This window comes from Paenibacillus chartarius (assembly GCF_042432825.1).
Classification (GTDB): domain Bacteria; phylum Bacillota; class Bacilli; order Paenibacillales; family NBRC-103111; genus Gordoniibacillus; species Gordoniibacillus chartarius.
The window spans coordinates 65,334-78,294 of the sequence record NZ_JBHLWN010000001.1; the positions used below are offsets into that span (position 1 = coordinate 65,334).

The 12,961-nt window shown below is 55.7% G+C and carries 11 protein-coding genes; 9 read left to right on the forward strand and 2 right to left on the reverse strand.

The window, feature by feature from the left end; all coding sequences use genetic code 11:
• Nucleotides 1-3 precede the first annotated feature (3 nt).
• From ACFFK0_RS00200 to opp4C, 9 genes are all read left to right on the forward strand, one after another.
• The gene (locus ACFFK0_RS00200; protein ID WP_377467421.1) at nucleotides 4-1,482 is read left to right on the forward strand and encodes a four-carbon acid sugar kinase family protein; all 1,479 of its coding nucleotides are present in this window, start codon (nucleotides 4-6) and stop codon (nucleotides 1,480-1,482) included.
• A gap of 191 nt (nucleotides 1,483-1,673) precedes the next feature.
• Nucleotides 1,674-2,372, forward strand: coding sequence for an alpha/beta hydrolase family protein (locus ACFFK0_RS00205; RefSeq protein ID WP_377467423.1), 699 nt, complete (start codon nucleotides 1,674-1,676; stop codon nucleotides 2,370-2,372).
• A 327-nt stretch (nucleotides 2,373-2,699) separates the two neighbouring features.
• Entirely contained in the window at nucleotides 2,700-3,200 is a 501-nt protein-coding gene (locus ACFFK0_RS00210; protein WP_377467424.1) for a GNAT family N-acetyltransferase, read from the forward strand.
• Between the two features lie 34 nt (nucleotides 3,201-3,234).
• Nucleotides 3,235-4,893: an ABC transporter substrate-binding protein gene (locus ACFFK0_RS00215; protein ID WP_377467426.1), complete on the forward strand. Its 1,659-nt coding sequence runs from the start codon at nucleotides 3,235-3,237 to the stop codon at nucleotides 4,891-4,893.
• A gap of 38 nt (nucleotides 4,894-4,931) precedes the next feature.
• Nucleotides 4,932-6,353 carry an amidohydrolase gene (locus tag ACFFK0_RS00220; protein ID WP_377467428.1) on the forward strand — a complete coding sequence of 474 codons (1,422 nt, stop codon included), beginning with the start codon at nucleotides 4,932-4,934 and terminating at the stop codon, nucleotides 6,351-6,353.
• A gap of 13 nt (nucleotides 6,354-6,366) precedes the next feature.
• The gene (locus ACFFK0_RS00225) at nucleotides 6,367-7,389 is read left to right on the forward strand and encodes an ABC transporter ATP-binding protein (protein WP_377467430.1); all 1,023 of its coding nucleotides are present in this window, start codon (nucleotides 6,367-6,369) and stop codon (nucleotides 7,387-7,389) included.
• Nucleotides 7,386-8,390 carry an ABC transporter ATP-binding protein gene (locus tag ACFFK0_RS00230; protein WP_377467432.1) on the forward strand — a complete coding sequence of 335 codons (1,005 nt, stop codon included), beginning with the start codon at nucleotides 7,386-7,388 and terminating at the stop codon, nucleotides 8,388-8,390. The genes ACFFK0_RS00225 and ACFFK0_RS00230 overlap by 4 nt, the downstream gene beginning before the upstream one ends.
• 29 nt (nucleotides 8,391-8,419) lie before the next feature.
• Complete coding sequence (locus ACFFK0_RS00235; protein WP_377467444.1) at nucleotides 8,420-9,370, forward strand: ABC transporter permease; 951 nt, start codon at nucleotides 8,420-8,422, stop codon at nucleotides 9,368-9,370.
• A 71-nt stretch (nucleotides 9,371-9,441) separates the two neighbouring features.
• Nucleotides 9,442-10,302 (forward strand): oligopeptide ABC transporter permease, encoded by an 861-nt coding sequence (gene opp4C, locus ACFFK0_RS00240; protein WP_377467446.1) that lies wholly within the window; start codon nucleotides 9,442-9,444, stop codon nucleotides 10,300-10,302.
• A 176-nt stretch (nucleotides 10,303-10,478) separates the two neighbouring features.
• Here the strand turns inward: opp4C and ACFFK0_RS00245 are convergent, their stop codons facing one another.
• Entirely contained in the window at nucleotides 10,479-10,940 is a 462-nt protein-coding gene (locus tag ACFFK0_RS00245; protein WP_377467434.1) for a hypothetical protein, read from the reverse strand.
• Between the two features lie 98 nt (nucleotides 10,941-11,038).
• On the reverse strand, nucleotides 11,039-12,877 hold the full coding sequence (locus ACFFK0_RS00250; RefSeq protein WP_377467436.1) for an ABC transporter substrate-binding protein: 1,839 nt from the start codon (nucleotides 12,875-12,877) through the stop codon (nucleotides 11,039-11,041).
• Nucleotides 12,878-12,961: the final 84 nt, after the last annotated feature.

Genomic DNA, 12,961 nt, shown 5'->3' on the forward strand with positions numbered 1-12,961 from the left:
GGCATGACCGCCGGTCCGCAGCAAAGCCTCCCAGCCGCAAGAAGGTTGTTATGCTACTACGGAGACGATTTCACCGGTTCCACGGATGTGCTGGAAGCACTGTTCCGCTCCGGGCTTCGTACGATTTTATTTCTGGAGCCGCCAACAGCCGGTCAGCTGGAAGAACAGTTCCGCGATGCGGACTGCTTCGGCGTCGCCGGGGTCGGCCGCTCGCTCACCCCTGCCGAGATGGAGCGTGAGCTGCGTCCGCTGTTTCAGACGCTCAAATCGGCGGGAGCTATGGTCGTACATTACAAGATCTGTTCGACCTTCGATTCTTCGCCGGACGTCGGCAATATCGGCAAGGCAGCCGAGATCGGGCGAGACGTGTTCGGCGATGCGGAAGGCGGCGACGGGACCGGTACAGATGTCAGCACGAGCGCCGGTACCGGTGCGGGCTTCATCCCGCTGCTCGTCGGCGTTCCTTATTTGAAGCGCTACACGGTGTTCGGGCACCATTATGCAGGGGCGGGCGGCACCGTGTACCGGCTGGACCGCCACCCGACGATGTCGCGCCACCCGGTAACGCCGATGGACGAATCCGATTTGCTGCTGCACCTAAGCCGCCAAACCTCGCTGCGAACCTCACTGTTCGATATTACGCTGCTCTCCGGGAAGCCGGCGGAGCTGCGCAGCCGGCTTGACCGTCTCCGCGCGGCGGAGAATCCCGCTCTGATCCTGTTCGACGTATTGGATGAAGAACGGCTGGAGGCGGCCGGCCGGCTTATATGGGAAGAGGCCAAAGCTGCTGATGGTCTGTTCGTCATCGGCTCGTCCGGCGTCGAGTACGCGCTCGCTTCGGCGTGGCGGGCCGACGGCTTAATCGAGAGAGCGCCTCGGGAGGACACAGGGCGTGAGGTATCTGCCGTCGATAGACTGCTGGTCGTATCCGGCAGTTGTTCGCCGGTCACGCAGCGGCAAATTGCGCAAGCTCAGCAGCAGGGCTTCGCCGCGATCCGAATTCCGGCGGAAGCCTGGATATTGCCGGAGCAAGCCGGCAGCGTGAAGGAAGCGCTGCGTCGGGAGGCTCTGTCGTATTTGATGGCGGGCCAAAGTGTCATCCTCTATTCCGCTTTGGGCCCGCAAGACGACAGTATCGCCCGGCTGCGTGAAGCGCTTGCCGCCCAAGGGCTCCGTGCCGAGGATAGCAGCCGTGTTCTGGGCAGCGCGATCGGTGCCTTGGCGAAGGAGCTGATCGCCGCGGCCGGACTGACACGGCTGCTCATCGCCGGCGGGGACACGTCCGGCTATGTTACGCGGGAGCTCGGCATCTACGCGATGGAGTGCCGTGCAGAGCTGGAGCCTGGCGGTCCGCTGTGCCGGGCCTATTCGAGCGATTCCGGCATCGACGGCCTAGAGCTCGTACTCAAGGGCGGCCAAGTCGGCGGCGAGTCGTTCTTCGAGCATGTGCGTCTGGGGAAAGTAGTCGGCGAGGGTACGTAAAAGAGAGGCCTGCGGCTTGAACGGCAGGCCTTATTTGTGCCTGTATAGGAAATTATGTGAGTCGGATTTCTGTGGATAAGTTGGGAGATGATTCGTATTCGCTTCGGTAAGTACCGGTTCCAAGCGACGTCATTGCCGAAGCTTTCCGGCTTGCAACGGTTCATGGCTTGGCGATTCAAGGCGAGGTACGGGTGGCGGGGGATACGTCCCCGAAGCCGGTATTGCTGATCAGCCACGGCTACCGTGGTCATAAGGACTGGGGGTTTTGGCCGTATATTGCCAACCGTTTTGCAGAGCGAGGGTTCTATACGGTAAGCTACAACTTTTCCAGAATCGATGCGAGGAAAAATCAGAAGCTCACTCAACAGGAAAAATGGGAGGCCGAGACGGTTTATCGCGAGCTTTCGGACTTGGATCATCTGCAATCGGCGCTGCGGTCGGAACTGCTGCCGAGCCGTGGGCAGGCTGACGTAAGCAAGGTTGCCATTCTCGGTCATAGCCGTGCGGCCAGCAGCGCCATCATCTATGCAGCGGATCATCCCGGCAGCGTGCAAGCGGTCGTCGCTTGGAACGGCGGAGGAGTGCCTCAGCCGCACGGACCGGCAGCCGCCGAGAACCCCGAGCTCAGCTTGGACGTGGAGCGCCAGGGACAACGCTATGATACTGTCAAGAGGTTAAAAGAGCTTGCTGTTCCGGCCCTCATCGTACAAGGGCTGCATGATTTGGAGCGGACATTGGAGAATAACAGCAAGCTGCGGGAGACGGCGTCTGAACAAACGTTCATTGAAATACCCGGGGCCGACCATGCGTTTGGGCTCGACGACCCTTTCACCGGAACGAACTCGTATTTGGAAGGAAGCACTGGAGGCAACGATACAATTCTTGAATGAAGCGTTATTGAAATCGTAGGAGCAGCGTTCGTGTGAGCAGGTGCCGGGACAGCAAGTCGAGCAAATGCGGCGAAATGAACCTTCAAATCCTTGCGGATCATGGAATGAAGGTTCATTCACGCGACGAATCCGTTGGATGCCGCCGGCAGTATAACCCATAGAGATTCAATCGGAAAATTGAATATGTGAATAGAAGAACTCTATTAGACGCTAAGCCCAGCGGATGATATGTTGAATACAGTCATAAAACAAAGTATTTCTATTGGAATTAATGGAACTGATTTATCAGGTAAAACGGGTTAGCCTATTTCAAAGGAGGAGTTTCACATGACTGTGACGGTAACGGCCAGAGCCGAAGATGTACGAAGCGCCGACTCGCAGCAATTAATCCGCGAGCTGAGCGAACAGCTAGGGGCGTTGTATGAGTCGGACGGCACAGCCGGTTTTCAGCCTTCGGACGTGGAAGTGCCCCGAGCCGCCTTTGTCGTGGCGCGAATCGAGGGCTTCCCGGTGGGCTGCGGCGCCTTGCGGCCGCTGAGCGAGGAATCGGTTGAGGTGAAACGAATGTACACCCGTGAAAGCTTCCGGCGTCAAGGCGTTGGCCGAGCGATACTGGCCGAACTGGAAAGGCTCGCCGGAGAGTTCGGGTACCGCAGCTTAAAGCTGCAGACCGGCCCCAAACAACCGGAAGCGGCTGCGCTCTATGAACGTGTCGGCTATTACCGGATTCCGATATTCAGCGGAACATGGGATCAGGTGCTCGCCTATCAAAAAGATTTGCCGAGCCGTCTCCACTCCAATGAGGAGAAGCTTCTGCATAATCAATAACGATCCGAATGGATCATGGAAAAGGAGCAATACGATGAAACTCTCATATCGCAAATCGATGTTGGCGGCCGCAGCAGGCATCTTGTTGACGTTAACGGCTTGCGGCGGTTCGCCGGCTACCCGCACTGCGGCAACCGATACGGCCAACCCTGCAGCCGAGGCCAGCAAGACGGAGCCTGCCGCTCCGAAGGAAAAAACGATTACGATCGGTATCGTTAACGCGCCTGTCACTGTGAATCAAATCAATGACCAGGGCGATTCGGCATCGGACAACGTCATCTGGCTGCTCAACGACTCGCTGCTGAATTTGAACGAAAAGTTCGAGTTCACGCCGAAGATCGCCCAATCCGTGGAAACGAAAGACAATCAGACGTTTGCAGTGAAGCTGAATCCGGCAGCCAAGTGGAACGACGGCAAGCCGTTTACGTCGGCGGATGTGGCCTTTACGTTGAAGACGGCGCTTCATCCCAAGGTGGATACGAATTTCAAATTGAATTTTATTGAAGGCTTGAATGACGCCGGTAAGCTGGACGAAGGCAAGACGGATATTAGCGGGTTGAAGATTATCGATGCCACCACGTTTGAAGTGAGGACGAAGACGCCGATCGATCCGCTCATTTTCAAAGAGCGGTTCGGTACGAAGGTGTTCTTTCTGCCGGAGCATATTTTGAAGGATGTCCCTCCCGAGCAGCTGGCGACGCACGCGTATTTCCAGAAGCCCGAGGTGACGATCGGACCTTTCAAATTTGCCTCCTTCTCGAAAGGACAGTATGCGGAGGTTGTGAGAAATCCGAACTATTTCCTGGAGCCGGCCAAGCTGGACAAAATTTTCGTCAAAGTACTGCCGGCCACAAACTTGGTCGCCCAGCTGCAGACAGGGGAAATCCATATGAACTCCGTTCCGGTCGGTCTGATCCCGATTACGGAGTATGAGAAAGTAAAAGGTTTGCCGAATGTGGATTTGCGCTCGGGCAACCCATCCGTTCCGCCTGAGCTGTTCTTCAACACATCGAAGATTACGAACCCGAAGGTCCGGCAGGCCGTCGCCTATGCGCTGAACCGCCAGCTTATCGTCGATCAGCTGCTCAAAGGACAAGGCGAAATTATCGACGGCGGCATTCCGAGCTATCACCCTTATTACAACAAGGACATTCCCAAATATGATTATAACCCTGAGAAAGCGAAGCAGCTGCTGAAAGAAGCGGACTGGGACTCGAGCAAGTCGATTCAATTTTTGATTCCGGTCGGCAATAAAATCCGGGAGCAGGCCGCCGACATTTTAGTTCAAAATTTGGAGGCCGTCGGTATTAAAGCTCAAGTGCAGAAATTCGATTTCGCTACGTTGATTCAAAAGGTTCGAGCGGGTGATTACGATCTGACGATCTTTACAAGAGACTTCTATATCGAGCCTAGCTCATACTTTACTTTATTTAAGAGCGACAATAGCGGTAACTTCTTAAAATACAAAAATCCGCAAGCGGACGAGTTGATCGCGAAAGGCGAGACGGAGTCCGATCCGGCCAAACGAAAGATCATCTACAATCAGCTGCAGGAAGTGCTGCACAACGATGTTCCGCATCTGGCGGTGTACTCGGAGAAGCGTCTGCTTGCCGCAACGAAGAACGTGGTCCTTGGCAGGCCGCTGGATATCGGAACGTTTAACAATGTGCACCTTTGGGATTTGAATAACTAAGTGGCAGCCGTTCAGACTGGCAATCGGAGGGGAAGAGTATGAGCAAACGGCAGCTGGCCGAATGGCTGGACAAACATAAGACGATATATGAGGAGCTGGCATTGCAAATTTGGGACCGTCCGGAGCTCGCCTATACAGAGTCGTTCGCTTCCCGGCTGCAAGCGGCCGTATTGAGGAAAGCGGGCTTCACGGTGACGGAGGGCATCGGCGGCATTCCGACAGCGTTCATTGCGGAATACGGCAGCGGCAAGCCGGTTATCGGCATTCTTGGCGAGTATGACGCATTGCCGGGACTCTCGCAAAAAGTAAGTGCCGAGCGCGATGAAGCCGTCCCCGGCGGCCCGGGCCACGGCTGCGGACACAATCTGCTCGGTACGGCGGGGGTAGCCGCCGTTACCGCGCTGAAGCAGCGCATTGACGATGAACGGCTGCCCGGTACGATCCGGTATTACGGCTGTCCGGCGGAAGAGGTGTTATCCGGCAAAACGTTCATGGCTCGTACGGGCGTCTTCGACGATTTGGATGCTGCATTGACCTGGCATCCGGGCAGCTCCGTAACGCCGTGGGATATACCGACTTCGGCGCTCACTTCGATTGAGTTCCATTTCCGCGGAAGGGCCGCACATGCGGGAGGCTCCCCGCATCTGGGACGAAGCGCGCTGGACGCCGTCGAGCTTACCAATGTAGGTGCCAATTATTTGCGGGAGCATGTGCCCGACGGCTCCCGCATCCACTACACGATTACGAACGGGGGAGTCGCTCCCAATATCGTTCCCGACAAGGCCAGCGTCTGGTATTTTCTCCGCGGAGCGAATCGGGAGCATGTCGATGAACTGCTCGCCAGGCTGATCAAGATCGCTCAAGGCGGCGCGCTGATGACGGAGACGGAGGTGTCTTGGGACATTACAGCGGGTGCCTACGATCTGAACGTCAATCGGACGCTGAACCGGCTTCTGGCGGATCAGCATGCGGTGGCGGGGCCGCTTGAGTTTACGGAAGAGGACCTGAAGCTCGCGAAAGCTTTAGCCGATACTTTGGACGAACAAGCACAGCTGGCCGCCGTGAAGCGCAAACAGGAGCTCGGCTTAAGCGGGGATGAGCTATTGCCGACCGGCTTGCATACTTACGAGCCGGCAGGCCGACCCGCCGGCGGAGGCTCGACGGATGTAGGAGACGTGTCCTGGATCACTCCGGTTGGCCAAATCATGACGACATGCGCTCCGTTCGGCGTGCAAGTGCACACTTGGCAAGCTACGGCTTCGTTCGGTTCGCCGATCGGATTGAAGGGCATGCAGCATGCAGCAAAGCTGCTCGCGCTGTCGGTTTACGAACTGCTAACCGACGGAGGAAGCGCGCTTCAGCAAGCAAGATCGGAATTTGAACGCACGACCCGGGGAAAGGCGTATACGGCGGCCATCCCTGCGGAGATACAGGCTCCGGTCGGAGCTATTCCGGTTTAGGGAGGGATCGTCGGTGAGTGCGGAGCCATTATTGGACGTAAGATCGCTGCGAACGTCGTTTCGAACGGATCAAGGAGAGTTCGTCGCGGTAGACGATGTCAGCTTTCGATTGAACGCCGGCGAAACGCTAGCTATCGTCGGTGAATCGGGCTGCGGCAAAAGCGTGACGTCGCTGTCGATCATGGGGCTTCTCGGCGGCGGTGGCGGACATATCGATCAAGGTGAAATCGTATTTGACGGCTTCGATTTAACGAAATTATCCGAACGCGAGCTCCGGCGCATCCGGGGGAACGAAATCGCGATGATCTTTCAGGACCCGATGAGTTCGCTCAATCCGGTGCTCACATCCGGCAACCAGCTGCTGGAATCGATACGAAGGCAGTCCGGGGTTTCACGCAAGGAAGCGAGGGAACGCGCCGTCGAAATGCTCGGCAAGGTCGGATTACCCCGCGCCAAGGAGCTGATGGACGTATATCCGCATACGCTCTCCGGCGGAATGCGGCAGCGCCTCATGATCGCGATGGCGTTGTCGTGCAGGCCTAAGCTGCTCATTGCGGATGAGCCGACGACGGCGCTGGATGTCACGATCCAAGCGCAGATTCTCGAATTGATGAAGGAGCTCCGCAAGGAAACCGGCACATCGATCTTGCTGATTACTCATGATTTCGGGGTGGTGGCGGAGATGGCGGATCAAGTTGCCGTCATGTATGCGGGGCAGATCGTGGAAGCGGGCGACGTATTTACGTTGTTCCGCGAGCCTTTGCATCCGTACACGAGAGGGCTGCTTGGCTCAATCCCACATTTGGAGCTGGGAGAAGAGCGGCTGACCGCTATTCCGGGTTCCGTCCCTTCGGTTCAAAGCATGCCGGCGGGCTGCAGATTCCATACCCGATGCGAATGGGCGACCGAACGGTGCATGCTTGAACGGCCCGAATTGGAGCCCGCCGGCACGGGACATCTGGTGCGATGCTGGGAACGCAGCCGTTTTGCAGCCGGGCAAGTCCTTATCCCCGAGCCGGAGGAGGTCGGCGTATGAGAAACAGTCCGAATCTCTCCGCACGGCTGCAGGAGCTTGCTCCGCTGCTGCAAATCGAGCGGTTGAAAGTTTACTTCTCGATCCGGAAAGGGATTTTCTCGCGGATTGCGGGTCATGTGAGGGCGGTTGACGATATTAGCCTGGACATCTTCGAAGGAGAGACGCTCGGGCTCGTTGGGGAGTCGGGCTGCGGAAAATCGACGATCGGAAGAGCGATCGTTCGTCTGGAGGAGCCGCAGGAGGGACGGATCGTATTCCGGAACGCGGATATTACGCATCGGTCGCTGCGGCAGCTGAAGCCGCTCCGGACAAAGCTGCAAATGATTTTTCAGGACCCGTATTCGTCTCTGAATCCGCGCAAACGGATCTATGACATCCTGGCGGAGCCGCTTGCCGCGCATCGCATCGCCGCCAAGGCCGACTTGCAGCGGAGGGTGAACCGCCTGCTCGACATGGTCGGGCTTCCGTCTGCCTATCAGAACCGTTATCCTCACGAGCTATCGGGCGGACAGCGGCAAAGAATCGGCATTGCCAGAGCGATTTCGCTGGAACCGAGCTTGATCGTATGCGACGAACCGGTTTCGGCTCTCGACGTCTCCATTCAGGCGCAAATTTTGAATCTGCTGTCCGATCTGCAGAAGGAACTGAAGCTGACTTACGTCTTTATTGCGCACGGAATCGGCGCCGTCAACTATATCAGCACGCGCATTGCGGTGATGTATTTGGGGAAAATCGTGGAGGTTGGAAGCCGGGATGAGTTATTCCGGAACCCCAAGCACCCGTATACGAAAATATTGCTGGATGCCTACCCGGCTCCGGACCCGACGAAACGCAGCAAGCAGCGCATCATCGTGGAAGGCGACGTGCCGAATTCGGCCAATCCGCCGCAAGGCTGCCGGTTTCATACCCGCTGTCCTTACGTTCAGGAGCGATGCCGCCGGGAGGAGCCTCAGCTGGGGAACAGCGGACACGCTGCAGCCTGTCATTTTCCGCTGGGCTGAACGAGGGTCTGTGAAAGGAGGGATGCTTCATTTTTCACTATATCGTCAGACGTGTTCTCATTTCGATTCCTGTGCTGCTCGGCATTACCATCCTTAACTTCGCGATTATCAAGTTTGCCCCTGGCAATCCTGTCGATATGTTTATCGATCCGAACACGCCAAAGGAGATGCTCGACTTAAGAAAAGAGCTTCTGGGGCTTAACGATCCGCTGCCTATTCAATATGTAAAATGGCTGTCCCTGCTGTTTCAAGGCGAAATGGGCTATTCGTTCAGCTCCTATACTCCGGTCGCGAAGCTGATCGGCGAGCGGCTTGGCCCCACGCTGCTCTTGGCTGGATCGGCTCTATTGGTGGGTATGCTGATTGCGATACCGGCAGGGGTAATCAGTGCGCTCAAGCAAAATACGAAATTCGATTATTTGGTGACGGCATTCTCGTTCATTGGAATTTCGATACCGCAGTTTTTTCTGGGGCTCGGGCTCATTTATGTGTTTGCCGTACATCTTAAGCTGCTGCCGACGGGAGGCATGTTCACGTTAGGCGGAGCCGGCGGGGCGTGGGACAGCATCAGCCATATGATACTGCCTGTATTCGTGCTGGGGATTGTCATTGCCGGGAAGAAGGTACGCTACGTTCGTGCGGCTATGCTGGACGTGCTGAACCAGGATTATTTGCGTACGGCTCATGCGAAAGGGCTGCATCCGTTTCTCGTGACGAACAAGCACGCCCTGCGCAATGCGATGCTTCCGATCATTACGGTCGTCGGATTTGAAATTCCGCTGCTTCTGGGCGGCAGCATCTTGATTGAACAAATTTTCCAATGGCCCGGGATCGGCCAGCTGACGTATATGTCGATTCTGTCGAGAGATTATCCGACCTTAATGGGCTTGAATCTGATCGCCGCCCTGATCGTGCTCGGAACGAATTTGTTAACGGATATCGCCTATTCCGCTGCCGATCCGCGCATTACATATCATTAAGCGAGGTGACTGACTTGGCGCTGCCGGAATATTCCTTGTACGAAGGCGAACAACTGCGGCCGGCTTCGCGGATCGGCGCAGCGGAGTATGCCTCTTCCTCGATAGCGCTTCAAGTATGGGGACGGTTTGTCAAGCATAAGCTGGCTGTGGCAGGCTTGGCGGGCATCGTCCTGCTCGTGCTGACGGCCGTGTTTGCTCCGCTTTTTGCTCCGAACGATCCGAAGCAGGTTACCGGAGCCTTCTCCGCCGCACCTTCCGCCGCTCATTGGCTGGGAACCGATCAGGTCGGACGCGACGTATGGAGCCGCTTAATTTACGCCTCCCGGGTATCGCTGATTGTCGGTTTTTCAACAGTAGCCCTCTATGTGACGGCCGGTACGCTGATCGGCATATTGTCGGCTTACCTGGGCGGATGGTTCGACATGCTGACGATGAGAATTACGGATATGTTTATGGCATTTCCATTCCTCATGGTCACGCTGGTGATCGTCAGCGTCATAGGCTCATCGATGTCTACGATCGTATTCGTCCTCGCGTTGTTTTCATGGCCGGCGGTTGCCCGACTTGTCCGAAGCACGGTGCTGGCCATTCGGCAGAGCGATTACGTGAAGGCGGGAATCGCACTGGGCTTCAGTACGCCTAGAATATTGTTTCAGCACATTTTGCCGAACGCGGTCGGACCGATTATCGTCAATGCGACATTCGGCATCGCTTCGGCGATATTGAGCGAAGCCGGATTAAGCTTTCTGGGGATGGGGGTGCAGCCGCCTGCAGCCAGTTGGGGGAATATGCTCTCCGACGCCCAATCTTTGACCGTCCTGACCGATCAGCCGTGGCTGTGGCTCCCTCCGGGGTTAATGATATTGCTGACCGTATTGTCCATCAACTTCGTCGGGGACGGATTGCGCGACGCATTGGATTCGCGGCAATAGGAGCGGAAAGCGACGAACGATAGCCAGACGATGACCGCCGTCCGTCATAGAACGGTGGTCTTTCGTTTCAGCGAATTCGGAGCACGGACGATGCGGATGAAGCCGATGAATCGTTCAAGCGGGTCACGACCTTTACTCAGCATTTCATTCATTATGTATGGGCCTAACGTATTGCGTCAACTGCGGACCAGCGGCTCGATGAGGTATACCGATCTGCCTTCGGCAGTAAGTGCCGGTTCACTGCGAACGAGCCATCCGGAAGACAGTACTGCGGTCAACCGTCCATATTCCTCCTCGGTCAGCGCTGCGACGATCGATTCGTTGCCCGGCTCTGCTTGCAGCACGGCTTCTTGTCCCAAGGCAAGCTGAATCCATGAGGCAATGCCGCGAAGCGTATTGTATTTAATCCGGTAGCCCCTATGTAAAGCCTGCTCGAATGCAGCCGGGTCTTCGGCATGCAATTCGGTTAGCCGGGTATAATCGAACTTGAACTTGCTTTCGTCTGCCGGAAGCGTGCCTGTGCGTACCCGGTGCAGAAGCTCCTCGCCAGACGGCACTATGGATTTCGCCGACTCCAGGATCAGCGCGTCCCATTGTGATAATTTGATCGGGTTTGCTGCAGAATCCGTCTTGGACATGGAAGAACACTCCGTTTCAGCGTATGGTATAGTCTGTTATGGAAGAAAACAAAACCGCCCCGACCGCAGCTGCGGTGCGGGGCGGTTTAATTAGGAGGTTATTTCGCGGCGTTATATTTGGCAAGGAATTCCTTGGCCTTCGCCGGGTCGGCTTTCAGCTCCAGACCGGTCTTGACCAGAGGGCTGAGGGTTGAAACGGCTTTGAATTTATTGTTTTTGTAATAGGCCAGGAATTCATCCTGATTGATCGAATACAGAACGGCTTTTCTCAAATCCGCACTCTTGGCCACGTCGCGGTTCTTGGTGTTAAAGAGCAGATAGGACACTGCGTTGCTGGGAATGGTCTGCAGCGACAGCTTGCTCTCCGCCTTCACGACATCGAATTTCGTCTCGCTTACTCCATAGAACAGATGAATTTCTCCGCTGCGCAGCGCCGATAGCGAGCTCTCCGCATCCTTGATGAAGCGGATTTTAATCGAGTTGACTTTAGGCTCATATTTTGTGCCCGGCATGTAGCCCGGATTTTTATAGAAAACGGCTTCGTAATCATTCTTGTAAGCCAAGATGTAAGGACCGCTGGTCGCTAAAGCATTGCTGTATTTGGCTCCCTCCGTCACGGTCGACTGGTCTCCGTAAGAGATGTCCTTGTTGACGTCATATTTCGCCACATCGTACGTATTGATGCTTTCGACTTTCTTCTTCGAGACGATACCGGCCGATTGATGAGCCAAGTAATTCAACACCTGCGGGAACGGTTCCGTTGTGGTGAGCTTCACAACCTGATATTTGCCTTCTTTATTATTGGCTTGCGCTTTGTCGGTCACCAGCGATGATATTTTGTTGGCAAGACCTTTCTCCAAGCCGGACTTTACCGAGTCGGAGCTGCCGGACAGCTTGACCGATTCCAGCACGGCCGGGTCGGTTACAAGCTCTACGTTCTTGATGTGCTCGTGCAGCGTGAACGTGCGGTGATTCGGTACGGAATTTTTGTTCTTCGCACGGTTCAGAGAGAAGATGACGTCCTCCGCACCGACGCGTTCGCCGGAGTCGACCGCGAGCTTGTCCTTGATTTGCGCGAAGTGAATGTCATCCCTAAGCACGAAATAGTATTCGCTATTGCCATTCGCAATTACGAAGTTGTGAGACAACGACCCTTCGGGAGTCAGCTTATCGTCATCCGTCAAATTCAGCAGCCTAACGTACATGTTCGTGTTGATAATATTAATCGAGCCGTCATTGCCTTTGATCGGGTCGAGGGACGTCAGCGAGGGCTGCGTCGATTGCAAAATAATCGGCTCTTTCGTACGCTTTGCAGGGTCATTGAAGTCTAATTCCTCCCATGGCAGGGAACGGGACTTCGAGAGGCGCACCGATTCCTTCTTTAATACGTCCTGATTAAAGGCTTGAGCCTTCAACGAGCTGTAGAGCGGCGCGATATAAGCTTTGTCGAAGACAAGCTGTTGTTCGAAGGATTTATACGTTTCGGTGAATTGCTCCTGCGTCTGGGTCGATGCTTGATCGATCAGCTTGTCGATCTCGGCGTCGGCGAGGATGCTGTAATCGCCGCCGGTTTTAAAGAGCGAGCGTACGGCGTAGTCCGGGTTGCCGGTAACGGTCGTCCAGCTGGACAGTGCGATGTCGAAGTTGCCGGCATCCTGCTGCGCCTTAAACGTGCCGTAGTCCGGCTGAATATTTACTTTGACGTTGAAGCCGTTCTTGGTCAGCTGATCCCGAACGATGTTGAGATCGGTCTCGTTGGAGCTCATTCCCAACAGTTCGATATTGACGGGAGCGGTATTGGCGGCCGGGGCCGGCGTGCCGGTATTGCTTGGGTTGGCAGTCGCTTCGTTCTTGGTGGTCAGCTTGCAGCCGCTCAGCAGCAAGCCGAAGCTGAGAATGATAGGGATGATAATTTTGGCCTTGCTTGGGGTAGACATGATACATTTCCCTCCTGATCATTATATAGACTCTCGGCGTTCGCCGAGTCAGGTGGGACAAGGGTTTTCCCTGACCACCCCAGA